Here is a 22,554-nt window from a genome sequence, read left to right as displayed (position 1 = left end):
GTTGTAAAAAAAAGATTGTAAAACTTTATAGGCTTTACATACATATTTAACTTACAACATGTAATATTAGTACTATTAAGATTATTTGATTACTTACATATTATTTTTTCCTAGTTTCGATTCGCTACATTATAGAGTATGGCAATCCAGATCGTGGAGAGCAAAAGTGAAAGACAGGTAATTCCAAGGCCGGATTTATAAAGGCTGTACTCTATAATTCCTGATTTATATGCTACAGACAATGCCAGAATTCCAAACTCTCCCGTTTGTGAAAGTAAGGCTCCGCCATACCAGCTTTCCCTCCACCCGAATTTCAACAAACGGAACGTTATTGCAGACATGACACTGTTACTGGCTAACACAAAAAAAGTCCCCAGAAGAATTATGCTAAAATTGGAAAAAAGGTAAGGAATATCAAGCCTTAATCCTATCGACACAAAAAAGAATGTAACGAAAAATACTTTAAAAGGAGCCAATGAATGCTCCAGCCAGCTGAATGTTGTTACCCTTCCTACTACAACACCAGCCATAAAACTTCCAAAAGCACTGCTTATTCCCGCTACCTCAGCCAATAATCCGGAAATAAGACATATAAATAATCCGAAAAATACCTGCAGATCATGATCTTTTTCAATTGAGGCGAAGAATTTCGGGAGTTTTATTTCCCGGAAAGTCCTGATTCTTTTAAGGATGAGGAAAATAACACCACACAATACAACCGGAAAAATGATAGTAAAGCTATGAAAATCCTGTTTATTCCAAGCTTTCAACAAAGTAAGTACAGGAGCTAGAAGCAGATCCTGAAATATGAGTATATTTAAAATCATAATACCGAAAGTTGTTTTTAAAGTCTGATGTTTGTTTAAAAACTCACTGACCACCGCGGTACTGTTGAAAATGAATAAAATAGCAATAAGCAAAATACTGTTCATGGAAAGACCTGCAAAATATCCCACCAGAAATGCACAGCCTATACTCAGAAGAATTTTAATAAGCTGTGCAACTATTGGTTTTATAAGCAGGCTTCTGTTGTCCGGTACATTGATTTCCATTCCCAGGAAAAACATAAGCAGCAAAATTCCTATTTCTCCTATCGTTTCCGTTTGCTCAGGATCTGTGAAAACTCCTGAAATGTGTGGCCCGAGAATAATTCCTACCAATATATAAGCAATAAGATAAGGCTGATTAAATTTTTTCAGAACAAACATAATTCCCAATGTGGTAAGGCACAAAATTGAGATCGACCAAAGTAATCCGTTCATAGCTTATTGTTTTAGAGTACAAATAAAACAGGTACGACAAAAATTGGTTTTCCTTTTGGAAAACCAATGTATAAACTGATTAATAACTAATTATTGAACCTCTATAAGGCGAGGCGCCTGTTTTTTGGCTTTTTCCGATTTCGGAATGGTAAGTTTCAGAACACCGTTTTCGTATTTTGCTTCAATGTGTTCTTCATCAACCACATTTTCAGCCAGTTCAATACTTCTTCGGAATGACTGATAGCTGAACTCTCTTCGGATATAGTTCTCATCTTTTTCTTCTTTCTGATTTTTTCGTGAAGAAGAAATCGTGAGTACATTTCCTTCCAGCGTAATTTCAAAATCCTGTTTCTCCATTCCCGGAGCAGCCACTTCCACTTCAAAATTTTCGGTATTTTCACGAATGTTCACCGAAGGAAGTGTAGTCAGTGTTGACGAAAAATTGTTGTTGCCCCAGTTAAAAAGTTCGCGGCTAAAAAAGTCATCGAACAGTGTACGTGGATTTGCAGGGAGCAAACTGCCATTGTTTCTCTTAACGATTGACATAATTTACGAGTTTTTAAAGGTTAAACAATATACTTAATGATCGTAACCTATTCATTACAAACAATATACCATCGAAAAATTCTGAAATTTTGTCATTTTTAAACTGAAAAATTGACAGTCAGTATGAAAAAATTTCACCCTGAAATCACTTAAAGCTGCCAAAGAAGTCCAGCATTGATTGTAAAGCTGTTTCAGAATGCATGATTTCTCCATTTTTAACAGATTCTTCTGCAGCTGAAGAAGCCCTTTTTCTCATTTCCGATTCATAGCCGGCAATAGCTTCCTTTATTGTCGAATAGTTTTCGGATGTTAAACATTCACTCAGGTGCAACGCATCTTTCATCGCCATATTCGCTCCTTCTCCCGCAAATGGAGGCATAACATGTGCCGCATCGCCAATAATGGTGACATTTTCTAAAGGTTTCCAGTACTGATCAAACGGCACGCAGTAAATTGGACGAGGAATAAACGGTATTTCCGCACTTTCAAACAATTCAAGCCAGATGCTGTTCCATTCTGGATACATCTTTTTATACCATTGAATGATTTCAGACTTATCGGAATAGTTCAATCCGCTTGTGGATGCCCAGTCTTCATCGGCTTTAAAACTGGCATAAAAACCGATTGCCCCTTTTTCTTTCTGTCCCATCAGCAGGTTTTTTTGATTTCCGAAAGCCATAATTTTTCCGCCTCTCAAAATTGTATTAATTTCAGGAGCATTCACATCAGCATCCGGAATATTTCCCTCCAACATTACAATTCCCGTATAAAAAGGCTTGATTTCCGTTATATAAGGACGAATTTTTGAATTTGCTCCGTCACATCCGATCACGATATCAGCATATACTGCAGGTTGATTTTTAAAATACAACATCCAGCCTTCATTTTCTTTCTCCATCGACAGAAAATGACTGTTCCACACTATTGTATTTTTATTTAAAGAATTCAGCAGAATTTTTCTTAAAGTTCCGCGGTCAATTTCAGGCCGGAAGTGTTCTTCTTCGAAATTTTCATCAGATTTAGCATCATGATCGCTAAACCAAACCTTTCCATCTTCATCCATGATCTTAGTTTTATCTGCACCGGTCATAAAGTTTTCTTTAAATACTTCCAGCAAACCTGCAGCATGGATAGCAGCCAGTCCTGAATTCTGATGCATATCAAGCAGGGAACCCTGAACACGGGAATTTTTATCAAAATCCCTTTCGTATACTTTTACCTGTACTCCTTTCATCTGTAAAAGTCTTGCCAGAGTCAGTCCTCCGGGGCCGCCGCCGATAATGGCAACGGATTTGTTTTTTATCAGCATAGTTTTAAATTATGCTGCAAAGTTATTTCTTAGGAAAAACTAAAAATTGTAAAAATCGGTCATTATCATTTTTAAAAAGTTCTTTTGGCGAAACACCCGAAAGTTTTTTAACGTCTTTTATAAAATGTGACTGATCCGAAAAATTAAGCTGGGGAAAAAGAATCCCGTCTTTGATGTATTCCAATGACTTTTGAAAACGAAGTATTTTGCAGTACATTTTTAAGGTAACGCCCAAATATTTTGTGAAATACCGGTTGATCTGCCTTTCACTCCAGTGTATGGTTTGTGATAATTCTTTAATGCTGATCTCACCGTTCGCCTCAAAAATCAGCCGGAATAAATTTCGTTTTCGTTCATCAATTGAATTACTGAGATGTTTTTTTGTTGCATCGGAGGCTTTGTCACAAAAATTTTCAAAATTATTAAGATCCTCTTCCCTAAACCCCCAGAAATTTTCAGGCAGTTCTTTTCCGTTGTTGATAAGTTCAGCAATCGATTCATTGAGAATATATTCCAGCGCCAACGGATTAAAACTGATGGAAAAAAACATGGCAATATTCTGCTGCGGCATTGTTTTAGGTTTTGTCTCAAGGCCCATCAATACTGTGAAAAACCGTCCGTCTGTTGTCCGGCACAGGAGAAGATCAATTCTGCCGTTAGGAATGATGATCCCTTCTTTGCACTCAGAAATATTGCTTAATGAAGAAAATCCATATACAAAATCAGCAAGCTTTTCGGCTGGCTTTTTAAAATGATATTGGAGTGGCAGATGCATTTTTAATTGAAAGAATAAATATAATGTGATATCGAAACATACAATAAATTTATTTATGATTATTCTTTAAAAGTAAGTAAAATCATCAAATAAAAATATGGTAATACAAGATCCACAATAAATTATAAAATCCAACTATTTTCTGATACAGTATTTAAAGAAGTTTTTATTAATGGTGGCTTGTGTACTATCCGGTGTACAAAAGCGGTACATGATCCGGAATACATTTTCTTTGACGAAGCCACCTCAGCTTTAGACGCCAATATGAAAAAGTAATTATAGAAACCCTGGAACAGTTTTTTAAAGGTAAACCGCTATTGTAATTGCTCACAGATTATCAACCGTAAAACATGCCGATAAAATTATTGTTTTAGATAAAGAAAAAATCGTGGAAGAAGGAATGATGCAGAATTGGTAGCTTTAAAAGGAGAATATTATAGACTCGTTAAAAATCAACTGGATTAGGCAATTAAATGTGAAAAATAATTCATCAATGTCAGAATTACTTTTTATATTTGAATCTAATTAAAAGCGTTATCCGAAAAGCTACAAGAGAGTAGTAAAAAACCAAAAAAAATAATTTTCATGAAAAATTTAAAAAAACTATCAAGAGAGAATTTAAGGACAATTAAAGGAGGAGCTATGTGTCTTGGTTGTGGGTGTGCTACCAATGGTGCTAAAAGTTTATGGAATGGTGCTTGTGTAGTATGTGAAAATAATATTGTTGTATTATGCCCAATTGAGCCATGCGAGCTCTGCGGGTAGTAAAACAATTATTTAGGGTAAGTGGGTAATCAAAAAAGATTACCCTCTTAATAAAATTAAAGTGAGTTTTGGATAATTTTATCAGGATGTTTTAAAGCTTAAAAAACTCATAGATTCTATCGCTTCAGATCAGCTGCTTTCTTTTCCTGTTAAAGAAGCTTCTCATTTTAAACGGAGTGAACTTCAGGGTGATTACAATAGTTTTGCAAAGCTTTTCAGGATGCGAGTTTGTTTACACGTTTGCAACCTTATGCTCCTGAAAATATTTCTACCAATCTGAGCATATCAGAATCCAGAAGCAGGATTGCTACTTAAAGCAACAAAAAAACTTGAATTTGCAAAGGCAGAACTTTCTCGAAAAAGCATCAGCGGTCGCAGGAATATTTAATAAGGTGTGGAATTATTGAAGGAAAAGTAAAGAACATCTCACTCATTCCTGATGATAAATACTTACAACATGTTACGTGGTTTTAAAAGACCAAATTACAAATATTTCGTACAGAAGGAACACCTCTTCATCAATATGCAATTCTGAAATCATTACCATTACGATTCGCTTCATCAGAATATACGCACCACCGAAGTGTGAAAATTTTATAATTACCTGATAATCAAATAAAATAAAGAGAAATAAATCACAGAAAAGCTAAATTATTTCCCGATACAAAACTTAGAAAAAATATTCCCCAGCACTTCATCATTCGTTACCTCACCGGAAATTTCGCCGAGATACTCCAGAGCGTTTCTTAACTCGTAGGCAAGAAGCTCGGTAGAGATCCTGAAAGTGATGGCTTCGTTGACTTTATGTATGGCGTTCAGGGATTTCTGCAACGCTTCGAAGTGTCGCTGGTTGGTAATCACCACATTATTTTCAGAAGCCTTTAACTGCTCAACGTATGAAGACAGCTCGTTTTTCAGATCCTGGATGTTCTGGTTTTCTACTGCAGAAATGGTAATAAAATCGAACTCGTGAGCAATCTCTTTTCTGAAAACATCTTCTGCTTTTTCATATTGAGTCGGAACGACTTCATCAATTTTTGTAGCGCAGATGATCAGCTTCAGGTCGTCTCTCAGCAAAGACTTGATCATTTCAATATCTTCTGAGAAATCTTCTGTTCCGGCGTCTGTAAGATAAACAAGAATATTCGCGTTTTCTACCTTTTCTTTTGCTTTTTTAACGCCGATGGCTTCAATTTCGTCGACCGTTTCCCGAAGTCCCGCAGTATCAATAAGACGGAATGCATGGCCTTTAATGTGCAGGATTTCCTCAATCGTATCCCGGGTTGTTCCGGCAATATTGCTGACAATGGCGCGCTCTTCCTTCAATAAAGCATTCAGAAGCGTAGATTTTCCTGCATTTGGTTTCCCGATGATAGCAACTGCAGTTCCATTTTTAATGGCATTTCCGTACTGGAAGCTTTCAATCAGAGAATGAAGTTTCACTTCAATTTTATTCAGCAGCTGCGTCAGTGCTGTCCGGTCTGCAAACTCCACATCTTCTTCTGCGAAGTCCAGTTCCAGTTCGATGAGGGAAACGAAATTAAGAAGATCGGTTCGCAACAGGGAAATTTCATTCGTTATTCCACCTTTCAGCTGACTGATTGCCACTTTTCTCGAAGCTTCATTTTCAGAAGCAATAACGTCGGCAATAGCTTCGGCCTGAGAAAGGTCAATTCTCCCATTCATAAAGGCACGCAGGGTAAATTCACCGGCTTTGGCCATTCTTGCGCCATTTTTAATCAGCGTTTCCAGAATACGTTTACCAATGTGCGGAGATCCGTGGAAAGCGATTTCCACTGAGTTTTCCGTTGTAAAACTTTTGGGTGCCAGAAAAATAGAAAGCATCACCTCATCAATCGTTTCCTCACCCTCCATAAAATACCCGTAATGGATCGTATGCGATTTTTGTTTTGCCAGATTTTTCCCCGGAAAACTCTTCTGAACGACTGGTATAGCATCATTTCCGGAAACCCGGATGATTCCCAAAGCTCCTACTCCGTTGGCCGTAGCCAGTGCACAAATGGTATCGTTATTCATGGTGCAAATTTACGTTTTTTCACCGCAAACAAAAATATCCTTTATCTATTGAGATCATTCACGAAACTCAAACCCTAAAATTCTATAACTATCACACGCTCTATCCCTCAAACCGAATCAGGAGCTTTTCCGGCTTTCCGCACTCGCTATTTTTTATTTTTCGGTTGCGGCAGGAGCCGCGCAACCGAAAAATAAAAAATGAGCTCAGACAATTGCTCCAATCCGGGCTATGGTGGAAGACATTACTTGAATCGGCACGATAATTCAACATCCCGTTTTTAATAGTTTACCAATAAAAAAACCACTTCAGGGACTGAAGTGATTACTGCTTTGAATTTACTAAGTTATATGAAGATGAATGATGTTTCATTTTCTGTTACAAAGATAAAGCAGATCATTTTCCGAATCCTCAGGATAAACCCTAAAAAAAATACCGTAAAAATACGGTTGCATATAATTAACCCCGCCCGGCAGTTCCTGCCGGGCGGGGTTAATATTCTTATACTTCTGAAATCAATACTACTATTAAAGCGGACTTACCAATTCATTGAACCACTCTTTCACCTCTCCTTCCAGATGAGGTCCTAATTTTTCAGTGCAGGTTTGATGATAGGCATTAAGCCATGTAATTTCCTCTTCAGAAAGAATTTCTTTTACAATCGTATCTTTAAAGAACGGACAGAACGTTAACGTTTCAAACTCGTAGAAAGTTCCCGAATCTGTTGTTTCAGATTCCCTTACTGCGATCAGATTTTCGTGACGGATGCCGTACTCCCCTTCCACATAGTAGCCAGGTTCATTAGAGCATACCATTCCCGGTAACAGTTCCTGCGGATTCATATCTTTTCGGATATTCTGGGGACCTTCGTGAACGTTCATAAAACTTCCCACTCCATGCCCCGTTCCGTGGTTAAAATCTTTTCCATGCATCCACAACGGAAGTCTTGCTATCGCATCAAGCTGAACACCTTTCGTTCCTTTAGGAAATTTCACCATCGAAAGACGGATCATTCCCTGCAAAACAAGCGTTGAATTTCTTTTAAACTCATCGGAAACAGCTCCCAATGCGAAAGTTCTTGTAATATCAGTAGTTCCTTCAAGATATTGGCCTCCGGAATCCACCAGAATGCTCGCATCATTGGTTACCTCTTTGCTGCCTTCACTCTTTGCAGAATAGTGCATGATGGCGCCGTTATCTTTATATCCTACAATACTTCCGAAACTTTCTCCTACAAAATTTTCTCCTTCAGCACGGAAGCCACGCAGCTTTTCCCCGATAGAATATTCCGTCATCGGCTCTTTTCCTGCATTATGGTTAAGCCAGTACAGAAATTTCACCATGGCAACACCATCTCTTACCATTACTTTTCTGAAGCCTTCAAGTTCCGTGTCGTTTTTCTGGGCTTTCATTAAATTACCCGGAACCGGAGCCTTGATCATGTTATTTTCAGATTTTAATGCTTCAAAAATAGACTGGTTGCTGTTTGGGGAAACCAATACTTTTTCATCTTTAAATTCTTTCAGACAATTATAAAATTCTTCATAAGGCATCATTTTCACCCAGGCTTCATCCATCTGTTTTCTGGCTTCCACTTCAAGCTTTTCAAGATCGGTGAACAATTTTGCATCATTTTTCGTAATAACGATATATCCAAGGAAAACCGGATTGCTTTGCACATCGCTTCCTCTTAGATTCAGGGTCCAGGCCACATCGTCAAGACTTGAAATAACATGTACCGTTGCTTCCATTGATTCCATTTTTTGTCGGATGGCTGCAATTTTTTCAACAACCGATTTTCCGGCTCTTTCAACAGGATGAACAAAGATCGGGTTTTTAGAAGGCGTACCCCTTTCTTTCCAGACATTGTCCAATAACGGAAGATCCACTAACATAATATTTTTAGCATTCAACTTTTCTGTAAGCAGTTCCCAATTGGCATGGGATGTTGCCAATGCATTGACCCCTACCCTTCCTTCTGCAGGAATTTCAGAAATAATCCAGTCGATATAGTTCGGTGTTCCTTCCATTCCCTCTTTGAAAAGATCAATTCCTGATCCTTCCAACTCTATTGCAGCTTGGGTAAAATATCTTCCGTCCGTCCACAATCCTGCTTTATCTTTGGTAACCACCACGAAACCGGCAGATCCCAAAAAACCTGACAGCCAGGCCCTTTCCTGCCATTCTTCAGGTAAATATTCACTCATATGCGGATCTGCAGAATATACGATAAATGCATCAACATTATTTTCCTGCATTTCTCCGCGAAGTGCAGCTATTTTTTCCTTTGAAGTCATTTCTTGAATAATTTTTAAAGATGTGAAGTTACGAATTTAAAGGTTATCTGGCAGGATTAACTCTCAAATAAATACCATCTTAATAATTTAGGTAACCTTAAGTAAGGTCATCACCTTTTTTCACTTTCCAACGATTACTTTCCTGTGTTCAGTTCCCCAATCGGCCAATGTATCGATAATTTTTTTTAAAGTCAAACCGTACTCTGTCAGCTGATATTGTACGGTTACAGGTTGCGTATCAAGTACTGTCCGTTTTACGAGTTGATTCATTTCCAATTCTTTCAGTTCTTTACTGAGCATTTTATTGGAAATACCTTTCACATCGTTCAAAATATCAGAAAAACGCCGTTTGTTGTAATAGCACACTGACGAAATTATTGAGATTTTCCATTTGCCATTCAACACGTCCATTGCATCATGAACAGCCATAATCTGTTTTTTGTTGGTGTCGTTATCCGAACATTTTATTTCCTCCATAAGTTACCTTGTTACTCAAAAGTTACTATTACTTTTAGTTACAAAGTTACTAAAATAAATTTATTAGTTCTAAATTTGCATCGTTAAAGAAATCGATCTCAAAACAAATAAATTCAAAAGTCTTAGAGCCTATTTAAATTTGATTAAATGCTACAAAATCATCATTTATTTTTTTGACTCAAAGATTTTATTTGAAGACTTAGTCATTTAAGTGAGCATAGAAGAATTAACAGGTTAATTGGATGAAGCTGTATTTTCAAGCTTCGCAAAGCAAATTTTATTTGTCTTTGCTTTCTAAAAAGAAATAGGTAAAGTTGAATTAAAATTTTGCGTTATAAAAACTTAAAAACAGGCTCTTGGAGTAAAAATTAATTTTCATCATTTAAAATTTAAAAAATGAATTTCACAGATAAAAATGTAATCATTACCGGCGGAAGTGCAGGAATTGGATTAGCGACCGCAAAAAAGTTTATTGCCAAAGAAGCAAACGTTCTGGTAACAGGGAGAAATACTGACAGTTTAGATAAAGCATCAGTAACAATTAACAGTCCGAAATTTAAAACCTTAGCTTCTGATATTTCTAAATTGGCAGACATTGCAGCATTGGAGCAGAAAGTTTCAGAAAGCGGAAACAAAATTGATGTGCTTGTTTTAAACGCAGGAATCGCAAAACAATTTTCAATAGAAGAAACAACAGAAGAAGTGTTTGATGATCTGTTCAACATCAATGTGAAAGGACTGTTCTTCACATTGCAAAAATTAATTCCTCATTTAGCAGAAGGAGCTTCTGTTATTCTTATTTCGTCCGGAGTTTCAGTGAGCGGATATGCACAAATGGGAGCTTACGCTGCAACAAAAAGTGCAGTTGACGCCATCGCACGTACCGCAGCCATAGAATTGGCAGACCGAAAAATTAGGGTAAATACCGTTGCTCCCGGATTAACGGATACTCCCATGAATCAACAGACGCCGGAAGATATTAAAAATGCTATCGCTGCAGCGGTTCCGCTGAAACGAATCGGGGAAGCGGAAGAAATAGCAAATGCTATTGTTTTCTTTGCTTCAAGCGAGGCTTCTTATATTTCAGGTTCATACCTGTCGGTTGATGGAGGAGTAACGATCCGCAGATAATATTTTAAAATTTATTTCGCTTTTGCGTTCGGCGTTGTTAAGTCTTTGATATGAAACTTAACAACGCTTTTTTCAATAAATTTTAATTCACAAAAAGTTTATTGCGATGCACGATTTCCAGATTGTTGTTTTGCTTTATTTATTTTCTGTAGATAATTGATGATTTCTTGTTTTCATATAATTCCAGATCAGATACAGCATAAATAGACCGATCCAAACACTCAGGACGACAATCATAAAAATAATCTGTATTGACGGATGAAGATAATTAGGTTTATAAAACAGGCGTTCAAGTGTAATAAATCTTTCTTTCAACCTAGCCCGATCAAAAGTATTCCTAATCTCATTAAGAGGTTCCCGGTTGTGATCACGGAAATAAAAGACATCATGACTCAAATCTTTGGGAACGATCTGTGATTCTATCTTATACTTCTTAAACAAAGTGTCCAGACGCTGGAACGAATGAAGCATTGAATCCTGATTATATTTGTAAAGCAATTTATATCTCGCTACGGCATTTTGATATTGTTGCTTAGCTTCAGAAACGTTATGGACCGGAATATATAAAATCTTATTTTCCAAAAAGATACAGATATCTTCATCATACTCCGGATCGACCTCATTACCTTTGAATACAATCTCCGTACTGTCTCCGATCGCTTTTTTAGAAATAATTCTTTTTGAAAACTCTTTAGGTTCAAGTCCCAGATCAGCCATTCCTGAAATTACTTTAGAACTTATATTTTTATAATCAGAACTTAGTATTTTCAACGTGTCTATACTGTAATAGTTTGTTTCAACGGAATAATTTTCTCGATTGTCCGGCTCATAATAAATGGTATCTTTTTCCGCGATCACCGGATAAGGTTTAGGATATAAAATATTTTCCGGATTGAATAATTTATCAGAACTATAGGAAGTATAATTGTACAAAAATGGGTATAATACATTCAGCAAAGTTTTGTCTTTATTAAAATCCTTTTCAGGAAGCTCCTGCCTCATTTTGGCATTTAACCCAAAACTGTAGCTTATGAAAAAAGTCAGCGAGAGAAAGGAAATCAGTAATAAAGAAGCGCCAATTTTTACAGTATTAGCGACATTATATTTCTTTTTGGAATGATTCCTCAATAACAAAACAAGAAAGCAAAACAGAAATAAACTGGTAATAAAAAAGTGGGAAATAGAAACATCATCGTAGAATTTGAATCTGTAAAACTCTGTATATATATCGATTTTATTGATCCCATCAAACTTGAAATATCCATAGATAAAATAGCCCAAATGTATTACGCTTAAAACAATAACAGATTTGATTAGAAATTTTTTTAATTGTTTGTCCATAATTGCAATAATATATTCTTTAAAATACGGATTTTTTTTAAATAAAACGTAATTAATCAAATCCTGAGATAATTCTAAAATGTTTAATAAAGCTCTATGGAATTATTGTTTTCCTTAAAACTCTCCTGTATTTTCTTAGTTTTCATTTTTTCATATTCAGCATCTGAGTATGAAGTCCCATCAGGTGAAGTTGAAGTAAAACTGGTAATTCCATATCTTCGCTTAAGCTCTCTCATTCTGTTCATCGGATCTCTGATGTAATCTTCAACGGCTTTTTTATATTGGCTTTCCGTCACAGGAATATAGGCAGACAAATTAAGTTTTATATGTCTGAACTTTTCAATTCCTTTTAATTCCCAGATATGTTGTTTTTTTGTGTCTTCGATCTTGACGATCAATCCCGGAAGTCCGCCAAATTTATATGGACCTTCAGAAATAGGAATTTCGTTAGTAAACCAAGCGTTATAGTTTCTGCCTTTATATTCTACCGTTGCCAGTTGGCATTTCTTACCTTGTATCAGGGCAGTTTCTGTTTCGATGTGCCAATTGAAGGTAATCTGCTGAATGATTTTAAATCGATCAGTGTTCACAGACAGGTAAGATATTACTTCATTGGATCGCCAGTCCTTTTGAATTATGCCACGAACTTTTTCTTGTGGAAAGGTATTTAATGAAACGGGCCTGTTTGAGGGCATTCCATCTGAATTCATGTTCTGCGCGATTGCAGAATCTCTTTTTACTTTTGCCAGGCTGAAATAAGTGGATCCGTTTTTATCGATAAACAGCCCCATTAGTTCGGTTTCTGTTTTCTCTAAATGTAATGAGTCGGGCTTAAAGGTGTACTGATAAGTAAAATTATATTTTTGACTAAAACTCAACAGTGAAATCAAAATAGTGAATATAAATATTATTTTCCTGATCATTTTATACAGATATTTAAAGTGTTAATATACTTAAATATAGTATTATACACCAGAATTAATTTCAGATTTCACTAAAAGCACTTATTGAACAACATATTAACTCTTAATTCACTATTTCCTAGTCTCAAAATTAAGTTCAGATCAGAAATTAAAGATTTTGGAAAGATTATTGCAATATACGTGAAATGGAAAGTCAGAATTATAAAAATCACGTACGATTTTATGCTCCTCATCATTTCGTTTTTCTTCCGCTATTAATCATTTTAGAAGGAATCGGAATATATAAGATTTTCAGTGATGAACAAAACCAACTTTCATGGATTTTGTTTTCGTTAATTGTTTTTCTGATTTTTTATTTAGCCATTATGATCCGCCAGCATTATGCATTGGTTCTTCAGAATCGTATTGTGAGGCTTGAATTCAGGCAGAGATACTTTGAAATTTTTGGATTGAGATCTGATGACGTTGAGGAAAAACTTACATTCGGGCAAATTGCTGCATTACGTTTTGCTTACGATGATGAATTTAAGATATTTCTTGAGAAAGCACTAAAAGAAAAAATAAAAGGTAATGAGATTAAAAAATCCATAACAAAATGGAGACCTGATCACCAAAGAGTCTGAAATAATAAACACTAAAATAATATTATCATGAAAAAATGGAGCTTTTACAGTTTTGCGATATTAACATTACTGACACTTACAAGCTGCGAAGCAGTAGAAACAATCTTCAAAGCAGGAATGTGGTGGGGAATCATATTAGTAGTTGGCGTAATAGCTATTATCTTATGGCTATTTTCAAGGGGTAGGAACTCTTAACCAGATTTTATGGAAAATTCAGACTTAGAAATCATTTCCCATCTGAAGCCTGCAAAGATTGTCAAAATTATGAAAGATCCGGTGGCATCTGCAAAGGCGGTACATCTTATTTATACCTCCGATGCAGAGACAGCCGGTATTACCCGAAAAAAAAGCGGAAAAAAATATTCTTATTATAAAGACGGCGAAAAAATCAGGGATAAAGATGAAATTTCAAGAATCAACAAGCTGGTAATCCCTCCGGCTTGGGAAAACGTATGGATCTGCGCGCTTGATAACGGTCATCTTCAGGCCACAGGATTTGATGTAAAGAAAAGAAAACAGTATCGCTATCATCCTTTATGGAGCGCCCTTCGAAACCATACAAAGTTTTACAGGATGCTGCAGTTTGGGTATGCATTGCCCGATATCCGACTTCAGGTAGAAAAAGATTTAGCATTAAGAAATTTCGACAAAAGAAAGATTCTCGCATTAATTGTGAGCCTGATGCAAAAAACCAATATCAGGATCGGAAATAATGCTTACGAAAAACTGTACGGTTCTTTTGGACTCACTACCTTGAAAGGAAAACATGTAAAAGTCCAGGGACAGAAGATTTCCTTTCATTTTAAAGGAAAAAAAGGCGTCATGCATGACATTGATCTTAAAAGCAGACGACTTTCAAAATTAATTCAGAAATGCAAAGATATTCCCGGTAAAGAATTATTCCAATATATTGATGATGAAGGCAACCGCCATACTGTAGATTCCGGTATGGTCAATGATTATATTAAAGAAATAAGCGGTGAGGATTTTACAGCAAAGGATTTCAGAACTTGGTCGGGAACGGTAAGTGCATTAATCGCATTTAAAGAGATTGGATACGCAGAAACCCACACAGAATATAAGAAAAAAGTAAAAGAAGCACTTGAAATGGTCGCTTCACATCTCGGAAATACAAGTACTGTCTGTCGGAAATATTATGTTCATCCATTAGTTATTAATTTATACGAAAATAATACCATCAAAAAATACCTTGATGAACTCGAACAAATTGAAAAGAATGATGGTAAAGCCGGACTTACCCATGAAGAAAAGCTGGTTTTAAAAATTCTGGAAAACGAAAAGATGTGATGGTGAATGGTGAATTGTCAATCAGTAGCGCTTGTCAATATTAATCATGCCTGAAAAATTCACCATTCACTTGCAAAGCAAAATTGACCATTCACATATTATAATCCACCCGAATAAATGTTGTAAATTTGTATCATTAGCAAATAAAAAATATACAACTATATGTCTAAAGCAATTTCGCAAGTACCATTTGCGGTAAATGAACCGGTAAATTCTTACGCACCGGGAACTCCGGAAGTAAAAAGCCTTATCGCTCAATATAAAAAAATGTGGGCTGAAAAGATAGAAATCCCAATGATCATCAATGGTAAAGAAGTAAAAACCGACGATAAGGTTCAGCTTCAGTCACCTCAGGATCATGCCCATGACTTTGGATTTTATCACAGAGGAACCATGCAGCATGTTGACGATGCAATTAATGCAGCACTGGCTGCAAAAAAACAATGGAACGAACTGGGCTGGGAACATCGTGCAGCAATTTTCTTAAAAGCTGCTGATCTTTTAGCAGGACCTTACAGAGACGTTATCAACGCTGCAACCATGATCGGGCAGTCTAAGAATGTTCATCAGGCTGAAATTGATGCTGCTTGCGAATTTATCGACTTTTTAAGATTTAACGTAGAGTTCATGACAGAAATGTATTCTGAGCAGCCGGTTTCCGATGCAGGAATCTGGAACAGAGTAGAATACAGACCATTAGAAGGATTTTGTTTTGCGGTAACTCCTTTTAACTTTACAGCTATTTCAGGAAATTTACCAACGTGTATGGCAATGCTTGGAAACGTAGTTGTTTGGAAACCGTCTGATAAACAGATCTATTCCGCAAAAGTAATCATGGATGTTTTAACTGAAGCAGGCCTTCCTGCCGGAGTAATTAACATGATTTTCACAGACGGAAAAGAAACCGCAGAAAAAGTATTGGCGCACAGAGATTTTGCAGGACTTCACTTTACAGGTTCTACCAAAGTTTTCCAGGGAATGTGGAAAATGATCGGGGACAATATTCATAATTACAGAACATACCCAAGAATCGTTGGTGAGACCGGCGGAAAAGACTTTGTCATTGCTCACCCTTCAGCGAATATTGAAGCTGTAGCAACGGCTTTGGTGAGAGGAGCTTTCGAATATCAGGGACAGAAATGTTCCGCAGCATCCAGGGCGTATATTCCTCAGTCACTTTGGGCTGATGTGAAAAAAGTAATGGAAAATCAAATCAATTCTATTAAAATTGGTTCTCCTGAAGATCCTTCCAACTTTGTAAATGCGGTAATTGATAAAAATTCTTTTGAAAAATGTAAAGGATATATTGACAGAGCCAATTCTTCAAACGAAGCAAACGTAGTGATCGGAGGAACATGTGATAATGCTAAAGGATGGTTTGTACATCCTACAGTGATCGAAACAACAAACCCTCAATACGAAAGTATGGTGGAAGAAATCTTCGGACCTATCTTATCCGTGTTTGTTTATGAAGATGCCAAATGGGCTGAAACACTGGAGCTTGTTGACTCTTCTTCTCCTTATTCATTAACCGGTTCTGTTTTTGCACAAGACAGATATGCGATTAATGAAGCATTTAAAGCATTGGAAAATGCTTCCGGAAACTTCTATATCAACGACAAACCAACCGGTGCTGTTGTTGGCCAGCAGCCTTTTGGTGGCGGCAGAGCTTCCGGAACAAATGATAAAGCAGGTTCGAAAATGAACTTATTGAGATGGACATCCGTAAGATCAGTAAAAGAAACCTTCATTTCTCCAAAAGATTACAAATATCCGTATTTAGGATAGATCATGAGTAATGAGTAATGCATAATTGCATCATCAATAGATACAGCTTCGGATATATTCCGGAGCTTTTTTATTAATTAATATTAATTTTTTTATTAAAATACAATTCATTCTGATTTCGGAATAATTATTGCTAGCTCTAATTCCAATACCAAAAAAATAAAGTATTATGAAAAAATTAATGTTAATCGCAGCACTAGGAGTAATAGCAGTAAGTTGCGGAACAAAGGAATCTTCAATGTCAAACAGCAGTACCGATTCAACAGCAGTAGACAATACCACACAGAGTATGACTCCTGCTACAACGGATACGATGTCTACTACGACAACCACTCCTGACAGCTCAGCAATGAAAATGGATTCAGCAACTACTGTTAAATAATAATAGTTTAACTTGCAATGAACAGTCCTCAGATAATTCTGGGGATTTCTTGTTTAAATTTAAAGCCATTTTTGTGACACCTTTTTCAATTTAACATTAAGATTTAAGAAGATTTCGAATTTAAAATTTCAACGGTCTATTATCAAACTATCTTTTATCTTTTATCTTTTATCTTTTATCTTTTATCTTTTATCTTTTATCTTTTATCTTTTATCTTTAATAACTATATTTGATTATACTTAAACATTAAAAATATTTCTATGACAAAATTATTTACAGCAGCAGTTTTTGCAATACTGTTTTTAGGAAGCTGCGCACAAAAAAAAGAAGACCGAGAGGAGTTCAAAGAAGAAAGAAACAAAGAATATATGAGAAACAGCATGGGTGAAAGTGCCGCTGCAAATTCCGAAATGGATTCTGCAAACACTGTAAAAACGAAATCGGATTCATCATCTACAAAATAATATATCCGCAGAAAATTCTGCGGATTTTTCATTAAAAAAAACTTACTGTAATAAACCTATTTTAATAGTAAGATCACTTAAAAAACTTAACCTTAACCAAAGAAAATAATCCAAGAAATGCTGTAACAATTTTTATGTATTACAGACTGATTTGTTAACATAATTATTACATTTGCAATCAATAAAAAGTATTATGAAAAAATTAACAATATTCTCAGCTCTTTTCATAGGAGCACTGGCTTTTGCACAGGGAATTAAATTTGAAGACTCCAACTTCAGCACCATTCTCGCAAAAGCGAAAAAAGAAAATAAACTGATATTTATCGATGCGTATGCTTCATGGTGTGGCCCTTGTAAGCTTATGGTGAAAAATGTTTTTCCACAGAAAAGCGTAGGCGACTATTACAACTCCCATTTTGTGAATGCAAAAATCGATATGGAAAAAGGGGAAGGAATAGAACTTGCCAAAAAATACAATGTAAAAGCATTTCCTACCTATCTTTTCGTAGACGGAAACGGTGAAGTAGTACATAGAACACTGGGATATGTTGAAGAGAATGATTTCATCCAGTTTGCAAAAGATGCAGGAGATCCCAATAAAAGACTGATTGCTTTAAAACAGAAATTCGAAAACGGAGAAAAAGATCCCGAATTCCTGAAAAATCTTGCCGGACTTACCATGTACAATGATGCTGAATTTGCAGCAAGAGTACTGGACCGGTATTTCAGCGAAAAGCCCGAGTTTGACAGAGATGACGTACAAATGCTGCTTTCTGCAACGCAAAGTACGGAAAGTCCATTATACAAAACGTTTGTAGCTAAAAAAGCGGAGATTACCAAAATTCTTCCTGCAGAAAGATATGAAGCTTTTGATAAAAATATAAAAGTAAATACCGCCATCAGAAAAGCGTATAACGCTGATACAAAAAAATGGAACGACAACTCATTCATGGCAGAAACCCAGAAGTTTTTAACAAAAGACGAAGCCGAACGAATCCTGAAAAGAGCAAAAGCCAGCAGAGCTCTTAAAGATAAGGATATTGACACCTACGAAAAAACAACTATTGAACTGTACAAAGATCCATCAGCTTCTTCATCAGAAGAACTGAATTCTATTGCCTGGAATTTCTTTGAAAATGTAACCAATAAGACATCCCTTGCAAAAGCAGTGACTTGGGCGCAGGAATCCGTAAAGAAAAATGAAAATTATGCCAATACTGATACCTTAGCCAATCTTTATAATAAGATAGGAGACAAGAAAAATGCAAGGCTTTGGGCTGAAAAGTCTATCGAGCTCGCAAAAAAATCAGGTGAAGATTATACTGACACTGAAAAATTACTGAACAGTCTTTAATAAATTTAAACATATAAAAACGGCGCGGAAAATAAATTTTCCGCGCCGTTTTTTATACTTCCATTTCTTCTTAATATTCAAACAAAACACTTCCCCACGTAAAGCCGCTTCCGAAAGCAGAAAGAAGTACCAAATCACCTCTTTTGATCTTTCCTTCTTCAATCGCTTCGCTTAAAGCAATAGGAATTGAGGCCGCAGTAGTATTTCCGTATTTCTGGATATTATTATGGATCTTCTCATCCGGAAGTCCGAATTTCTGCTGTACAAACTGAGCAATTCTCAGATTAGCCTGGTGCGGAATAAACATGTCCAGATCATCAATTGTCTTTCCGGCTTTGTCAAGTGCTTCCTGCATGGTTTCAGGAAATCTTGTTACCGCATGTTTAAAAACAAAATTTCCGTTCATGATCGGATACACTTCCTTATTGGTAACATTTTCCGGTTCCTTTCTCATTCTGTCGCTCCACCCGAATTTCGATCCCGGAAACTGTGTGCAGAGTTCATCGGCAAATTTCCCTTCAGAATGCATATTCACGGCTAAAATATCACCAGCATTTTCATCTTCCGATGCAGAAAGTACAACCGCTCCTGCTCCATCACCGAAAATTACGGAAACTCCTCTTCCTTCATCCGAAAAATCAAGTCCGAAAGAGTGTATTTCGGCTCCTACCACCAGAATATTTTTATAATTTCCCGCTTTAATAAAAGCATTGGCAACACTCATTGCATATACAAATCCGGAACACTGATTTCTTACATCCAACGCTCCGATGGTATCACACCCCAGCATTTCCTGCAGCAAAACACCACATCCAGGAAAATAATAATCCGGAGAAAGCGTGGCAAAAACAATATAGTCAATATCTTTTGAAGTAAGCCCTGCATTAGCGATCGCCTTTTCAGAGGCTTTGAAACCAAGATAAGCAGTGGTTTCCTGGGAATCATTTCTGTTTTCTCTGTGTCTCCTTTCTTTTATGCCGGTTCTTTCTGTAATCCATTCATCATTGGTCGTCATTAATTTTGCTAGATCATCATTCGTAACAATGTTATCCGGAACATGGAATCCGATTCCCTTTATTGTACTTTTAATCATATAGTTTTTTAATTTTGGTAAAGATAAAACTTATTTAACACATAGTTTTTCAAAATATTACTATTTTTACTATATGCCAATTGAGACTATTTACAGAGACTCCCAGTGCGAATGGGTAGATGTGGAAGCTCCGTCTGCGGAGGACCTGAAATTTTTACATGAAAGATATGAGATCAACAACCTCCTGCTTGAAGATACACAGGACCCTAATCACCTCCCAAAATACGAAGAAGATGGCGACGTGAAATTTTTCCTGTTGCGGGAAAGTACAGAACTGGAACGTAAAAATCTCAACACCATCAGTGACATCAGCACCAAAATCGGGATTTTCCTGCTCGGCAGGACGATCATAACGGTTCACCGTCTTAAAACCAAAAGTCTTTCCGAAACAAGGAAACAACTTTCCGCACTTACAGCAGAAGCTACTTCGGATCAGATTGCACTGAAAATTGCACTGCTTATCATGAAAAGTTTTGATGATGAATCCGTAAGCCTGTTTGAAACCATGGATAATATCGAAAGTGAAATTTTCCTTAAAAATACCAATCATACGAATCAGATTAAAAGATTATACAAACTCAAAAGAAAATCGGGCCTTAATTCCAGGGTTCTCACCATTTCAGCCGATGCTATTGATAAATTTAAGCTCTTAGACCTTCAGGATTCGGAAACATATGATTTGAAAGATAAACATAAAGATGTGGTGGCAGATTTTGAGCATCTCAATATTCAGATTACCAACCTGATCTCTATGTTTCTGGCTCTGTCTGACCAGAAAGCCAACCAGGTCATGAAAGTACTGGCCATTTATTCGGTTTATTTTTTACCCATCACATTTATTGCAGGGGTTTACGGAATGAACTTTGACAATATGCCCGAACTCCACACCAAGCACGGCTATTTTTTCACACTCGGACTGATGGCTTTGGTGGTGATCTGTACCTTCATCTATGCAAGAAGAAAGCAGTGGTAATTTACAGTTGTAGTTATCGTGAAAATACGGAGCGAAGATATTTCGATTATTACTAATTTTAACATCATCTGCGAAAGTAGCATACTTTAAACCAACCCAATCACAAACACCATGAAACCTGAAATCCTGAAAAAAATATTGGAAGAAGATCTTCTTTCAAAAGAATCCAAAAAAAGGCTGGCTGCATTGCACGACCGTATTTCGGCTAAGGAATTTTCTGATCTTTTAGATGCCGGGGGAAATCAATATGTAGAATTTGTACAGGAAGGAGGCGGTGTCTGGGGAAGTGCTCTCGTAGGTTATATTTATGGACTTGAAATCTTCGGAATCCGTTTTCTTAAAATTGCAGGTACAAGCGCAGGAGCCATCAACACAATACTGATTGCCGCATGCAAAACTAAGGAAGATGCCAAAAGCGAAGACATTAAAAATATTCTGTTCAACTGGAACTTTGCCGATTTTATGGATGGGAAACCTTATGTAAGAAAAACGATCCATTCGATGCTGAACAATAAAAATTTCCTGAAGATCAATGCCTTTCTTGCTATAGGAACTCTTCTCTTTTTCGGGATACTGGCATTTGTATTTCCAACAGACAAAATATGGCAGACAAAAATCCTTTTTTCAATTCCCATGTTTTTAGTAATTATGGGAGTTTTATTTTTATTAAAACTTTATTCTGATCTGAAAAAAAGGAATTCGGGACTGAATCCCGGAAATACTTTTTTAACGGCCATGAAAGACGCATTAAATAAATTTGATATTAAAACAGTGGCTGATCTTAATGAAAAGTTTGTCAAAACAGGAAAAAATCTTAACCTCAGCTACCGTTACGGAAATGAAATGCAGTATTATAACAAAGCACTGGAAAGCATTGAGGAGATCAGGATTAATAATCAGGAGCATATCGATAAGATCCGGTATAAAATTTTCTATGACAGTACGGTAAACAATGAATACTATAAAAAAGATCCTTTTTATCTCCTGAAATCGGAATATATTGTGATCACTACCGACATTAACGCTAAAATAAAGGTGGAACTTCCTACAATGGCTAATCTATACTGGTCTGAAGAGGAACTGAAGCACATCAGTCCGGCAGAGTTTGTACGGGCTTCCATGTCGGTCCCTTTCTTTTTTGAGCCGATGCAGAAAGCAATCAATAAAAATGATGATTCTGTAAAATATGCCTGGAAATTCTGGATGAATACTACCCCGGAAAATATTAATCCTGCCGGTGTTTTCATTGATGGCGGAAGTATTTCCAATTTCCCGATTGACCTTTTCCATTCCTCAGATATTTTTTATCCGAGAATGCCTTTATTCGGAGTACAGCTTACCAGCGATTCTGATCTTCTTTCAGAAAAAGGAAAAACGGCAGCAGAGGTACTGAAATCTCCCCTCACCTATTCCGGAAATATCATCAGCACTTTAAAAGGGTTTAATGATAAAACATTTCTTACCAAACATACGTTCTATCATCTGTTCAGCATCCAGACCGTGAACTGCGGAAGCAGCAGCTGGCTGAATTTCTTTATGAAAAAGGAGGAAAAAGAAGAGCTTTTTAACCGCGGTTTTCAGGCTGCCCTCGATTTTCTAAGCAATTTCGACTGGAACACCTACAAATGCGAACGCATGATGCTTTCCATGAAAGAAAAAAAGATTCTGAAGGAAGAGGATACAAAAACGGTGGGGTAATATTAAAAAT

20 protein-coding genes and 1 pseudogene are annotated in these 22,554 nt (G+C 36.5%); 11 read left to right on the top strand and 10 right to left on the bottom strand.

The annotated features are described in order from the left end of the window. Positions 1 to 110: 110 nt before the first annotated feature. From ODE14_RS00920 to ODE14_RS00905, 4 genes are all read right to left on the bottom strand, one after another. A complete protein-coding gene (locus tag ODE14_RS00920; protein WP_263602590.1) occupies positions 111 to 1,262 on the bottom strand; it encodes a cation:proton antiporter in 1,152 nt (383 codons plus the stop codon). Positions 1,263 to 1,352: 90 nt separating this feature from the next. Further along, entirely contained in the window at positions 1,353 to 1,808 is a 456-nt protein-coding gene (locus ODE14_RS00915) for an Hsp20/alpha crystallin family protein (RefSeq protein WP_072884239.1), read from the bottom strand. Positions 1,809 to 1,953: 145 nt separating this feature from the next. Further along, positions 1,954 to 3,117 (bottom strand): FAD-dependent oxidoreductase, encoded by a 1,164-nt coding sequence (locus ODE14_RS00910; RefSeq protein WP_263602589.1) that lies wholly within the window; start codon positions 3,115 to 3,117, stop codon positions 1,954 to 1,956. Between the two features lie 22 nt (positions 3,118 to 3,139). Continuing rightward, the gene (locus tag ODE14_RS00905) at positions 3,140 to 3,892 is read right to left on the bottom strand and encodes a helix-turn-helix domain-containing protein (RefSeq protein WP_263602588.1); all 753 of its coding nucleotides are present in this window, start codon (positions 3,890 to 3,892) and stop codon (positions 3,140 to 3,142) included. Positions 3,893 to 4,108: 216 nt separating this feature from the next. On the opposite strand from ODE14_RS00905, the pseudogene ODE14_RS00900 reads away from it, so the two are divergent. Together ODE14_RS00900 and ODE14_RS00895 are read left to right on the top strand one after the other, a co-directional pair. Next, positions 4,109 to 4,357: pseudogene (locus tag ODE14_RS00900) on the top strand (peptidase domain-containing ABC transporter); the annotation flags it as partial. Between the two features lie 120 nt (positions 4,358 to 4,477). Beyond that, positions 4,478 to 4,657, top strand: coding sequence for a bacteriocin-like protein (locus tag ODE14_RS00895; protein WP_263602587.1), 180 nt, complete (start codon positions 4,478 to 4,480; stop codon positions 4,655 to 4,657). 651 nt (positions 4,658 to 5,308) lie between these two features. Here ODE14_RS00895 and mnmE read toward each other — a convergent pair. The 3 genes from mnmE to ODE14_RS00880 all read right to left on the bottom strand — a co-directional run bounded on the left by mnmE (position 5,309) and on the right by ODE14_RS00880 (position 9,466). Next, the gene (gene mnmE, locus ODE14_RS00890; protein ID WP_263602586.1) at positions 5,309 to 6,694 is read right to left on the bottom strand and encodes a tRNA uridine-5-carboxymethylaminomethyl(34) synthesis GTPase MnmE; all 1,386 of its coding nucleotides are present in this window, start codon (positions 6,692 to 6,694) and stop codon (positions 5,309 to 5,311) included. A 525-nt stretch (positions 6,695 to 7,219) separates the two neighbouring features. After that, a complete protein-coding gene (locus ODE14_RS00885) occupies positions 7,220 to 8,989 on the bottom strand; it encodes an aminopeptidase P family protein (protein WP_263602585.1) in 1,770 nt (589 codons plus the stop codon). 120 nt (positions 8,990 to 9,109) lie between these two features. Continuing rightward, on the bottom strand, positions 9,110 to 9,466 hold the full coding sequence (locus ODE14_RS00880; RefSeq protein ID WP_248394234.1) for a winged helix-turn-helix transcriptional regulator: 357 nt from the start codon (positions 9,464 to 9,466) through the stop codon (positions 9,110 to 9,112). 396 nt (positions 9,467 to 9,862) lie between these two features. Between ODE14_RS00880 and ODE14_RS00875 the strand changes: the two genes are divergently transcribed. After that, positions 9,863 to 10,597, top strand: a complete 735-nt coding sequence (locus ODE14_RS00875) for an SDR family NAD(P)-dependent oxidoreductase (protein ID WP_263602584.1) — start codon at positions 9,863 to 9,865, stop codon at positions 10,595 to 10,597. A 135-nt stretch (positions 10,598 to 10,732) separates the two neighbouring features. Here ODE14_RS00875 and ODE14_RS00870 read toward each other — a convergent pair whose 3' ends face one another. Together ODE14_RS00870 and ODE14_RS00865 are read right to left on the bottom strand one after the other, a co-directional pair. Then, entirely contained in the window at positions 10,733 to 11,938 is a 1,206-nt protein-coding gene (locus tag ODE14_RS00870) for a hypothetical protein (RefSeq protein WP_263602583.1), read from the bottom strand. A gap of 83 nt (positions 11,939 to 12,021) precedes the next feature. Continuing rightward, positions 12,022 to 12,861, bottom strand: coding sequence for a GLPGLI family protein (locus ODE14_RS00865; RefSeq protein WP_263602582.1), 840 nt, complete (start codon positions 12,859 to 12,861; stop codon positions 12,022 to 12,024). 185 nt (positions 12,862 to 13,046) lie between these two features. Between ODE14_RS00865 and ODE14_RS00860 the strand changes: the two genes are divergently transcribed. The 6 genes from ODE14_RS00860 (at position 13,047) to ODE14_RS00835 (ending at position 18,780) form a co-directional block, all read left to right on the top strand. After that, positions 13,047 to 13,484: a DUF6526 family protein gene (locus tag ODE14_RS00860; RefSeq protein WP_263602581.1), complete on the top strand. Its 438-nt coding sequence runs from the start codon at positions 13,047 to 13,049 to the stop codon at positions 13,482 to 13,484. A 204-nt stretch (positions 13,485 to 13,688) separates the two neighbouring features. Then, positions 13,689 to 14,792: a DNA topoisomerase IB gene (locus ODE14_RS00855; protein ID WP_263602580.1), complete on the top strand. Its 1,104-nt coding sequence runs from the start codon at positions 13,689 to 13,691 to the stop codon at positions 14,790 to 14,792. 162 nt (positions 14,793 to 14,954) lie between these two features. Further along, entirely contained in the window at positions 14,955 to 16,580 is a 1,626-nt protein-coding gene (gene pruA / locus ODE14_RS00850) for an L-glutamate gamma-semialdehyde dehydrogenase (protein ID WP_263602579.1), read from the top strand. Positions 16,581 to 16,749: 169 nt separating this feature from the next. Then, positions 16,750 to 16,962, top strand: a complete 213-nt coding sequence (locus ODE14_RS00845) for a cytochrome C551 (protein WP_248394248.1) — start codon at positions 16,750 to 16,752, stop codon at positions 16,960 to 16,962. A 260-nt stretch (positions 16,963 to 17,222) separates the two neighbouring features. Then, positions 17,223 to 17,426 (top strand): hypothetical protein, encoded by a 204-nt coding sequence (locus ODE14_RS00840; RefSeq protein WP_248394250.1) that lies wholly within the window; start codon positions 17,223 to 17,225, stop codon positions 17,424 to 17,426. 193 nt (positions 17,427 to 17,619) lie between these two features. After that, positions 17,620 to 18,780, top strand: coding sequence for a thioredoxin family protein (locus ODE14_RS00835; protein WP_248394252.1), 1,161 nt, complete (start codon positions 17,620 to 17,622; stop codon positions 18,778 to 18,780). 70 nt (positions 18,781 to 18,850) lie between these two features. Here ODE14_RS00835 and ODE14_RS00830 read toward each other — a convergent pair whose 3' ends face one another. Next, positions 18,851 to 19,873: a 3-oxoacyl-ACP synthase III family protein gene (locus tag ODE14_RS00830; protein WP_248394254.1), complete on the bottom strand. Its 1,023-nt coding sequence runs from the start codon at positions 19,871 to 19,873 to the stop codon at positions 18,851 to 18,853. A 73-nt stretch (positions 19,874 to 19,946) separates the two neighbouring features. Here ODE14_RS00830 and ODE14_RS00825 point away from each other — a divergent pair, with 73 nt between their 5' ends. Beyond that, positions 19,947 to 20,846 carry a CorA family divalent cation transporter gene (locus ODE14_RS00825; RefSeq protein ID WP_248394256.1) on the top strand — a complete coding sequence of 300 codons (900 nt, stop codon included), beginning with the start codon at positions 19,947 to 19,949 and terminating at the stop codon, positions 20,844 to 20,846. Positions 20,847 to 20,957: 111 nt separating this feature from the next. Then, complete coding sequence (locus tag ODE14_RS00820; protein ID WP_263602578.1) at positions 20,958 to 22,544, top strand: patatin-like phospholipase family protein; 1,587 nt, start codon at positions 20,958 to 20,960, stop codon at positions 22,542 to 22,544. Positions 22,545 to 22,554 lie beyond the last annotated feature (10 nt).

This window comes from Chryseobacterium sp. PET-29 (assembly GCF_025736815.1).
Lineage (GTDB): Bacteria > Bacteroidota > Bacteroidia > Flavobacteriales > Weeksellaceae > Chryseobacterium > Chryseobacterium nepalense.
The sequence above is the reverse complement of the archived record's forward strand: the minus strand, read 5'-3'. Positions and strand labels throughout refer to the sequence as shown.

What these genes read in the sequence shown, in the direction of transcription:
- ODE14_RS00920 (WP_263602590.1), bottom strand. Translation starts at nt 1,262, where the DNA reads ATGAACGGATTACTTTGGTCGATCTCAATTTTGTGCCTTACCACATTG.
- ODE14_RS00915 (WP_072884239.1), bottom strand. Translation starts at nt 1,808, where the DNA reads ATGTCAATCGTTAAGAGAAACAATGGCAGTTTGCTCCCTGCAAATCCA.
- ODE14_RS00910 (WP_263602589.1), bottom strand. Translation starts at nt 3,117, where the DNA reads ATGCTGATAAAAAACAAATCCGTTGCCATTATCGGCGGCGGCCCCGGA.
- ODE14_RS00905 (WP_263602588.1), bottom strand. Translation starts at nt 3,892, where the DNA reads ATGCATCTGCCACTCCAATATCATTTTAAAAAGCCAGCCGAAAAGCTT.
- ODE14_RS00895 (WP_263602587.1), top strand. Translation starts at nt 4,478, where the DNA reads ATGAAAAATTTAAAAAAACTATCAAGAGAGAATTTAAGGACAATTAAA.
- mnmE (WP_263602586.1), bottom strand. Translation starts at nt 6,694, where the DNA reads ATGAATAACGATACCATTTGTGCACTGGCTACGGCCAACGGAGTAGGA.
- ODE14_RS00885 (WP_263602585.1), bottom strand. Translation starts at nt 8,989, where the DNA reads ATGACTTCAAAGGAAAAAATAGCTGCACTTCGCGGAGAAATGCAGGAA.
- ODE14_RS00880 (WP_248394234.1), bottom strand. Translation starts at nt 9,466, where the DNA reads ATGGAGGAAATAAAATGTTCGGATAACGACACCAACAAAAAACAGATT.
- ODE14_RS00875 (WP_263602584.1), top strand. Translation starts at nt 9,863, where the DNA reads ATGAATTTCACAGATAAAAATGTAATCATTACCGGCGGAAGTGCAGGA.
- ODE14_RS00870 (WP_263602583.1), bottom strand. Translation starts at nt 11,938, where the DNA reads ATGGACAAACAATTAAAAAAATTTCTAATCAAATCTGTTATTGTTTTA.
- ODE14_RS00865 (WP_263602582.1), bottom strand. Translation starts at nt 12,861, where the DNA reads ATGATCAGGAAAATAATATTTATATTCACTATTTTGATTTCACTGTTG.
- ODE14_RS00860 (WP_263602581.1), top strand. Translation starts at nt 13,047, where the DNA reads ATGGAAAGTCAGAATTATAAAAATCACGTACGATTTTATGCTCCTCAT.
- ODE14_RS00855 (WP_263602580.1), top strand. Translation starts at nt 13,689, where the DNA reads ATGGAAAATTCAGACTTAGAAATCATTTCCCATCTGAAGCCTGCAAAG.
- pruA (WP_263602579.1), top strand. Translation starts at nt 14,955, where the DNA reads ATGTCTAAAGCAATTTCGCAAGTACCATTTGCGGTAAATGAACCGGTA.
- ODE14_RS00845 (WP_248394248.1), top strand. Translation starts at nt 16,750, where the DNA reads ATGAAAAAATTAATGTTAATCGCAGCACTAGGAGTAATAGCAGTAAGT.
- ODE14_RS00840 (WP_248394250.1), top strand. Translation starts at nt 17,223, where the DNA reads ATGACAAAATTATTTACAGCAGCAGTTTTTGCAATACTGTTTTTAGGA.
- ODE14_RS00835 (WP_248394252.1), top strand. Translation starts at nt 17,620, where the DNA reads ATGAAAAAATTAACAATATTCTCAGCTCTTTTCATAGGAGCACTGGCT.
- ODE14_RS00830 (WP_248394254.1), bottom strand. Translation starts at nt 19,873, where the DNA reads ATGATTAAAAGTACAATAAAGGGAATCGGATTCCATGTTCCGGATAAC.
- ODE14_RS00825 (WP_248394256.1), top strand. Translation starts at nt 19,947, where the DNA reads ATGCCAATTGAGACTATTTACAGAGACTCCCAGTGCGAATGGGTAGAT.
- ODE14_RS00820 (WP_263602578.1), top strand. Translation starts at nt 20,958, where the DNA reads ATGAAACCTGAAATCCTGAAAAAAATATTGGAAGAAGATCTTCTTTCA.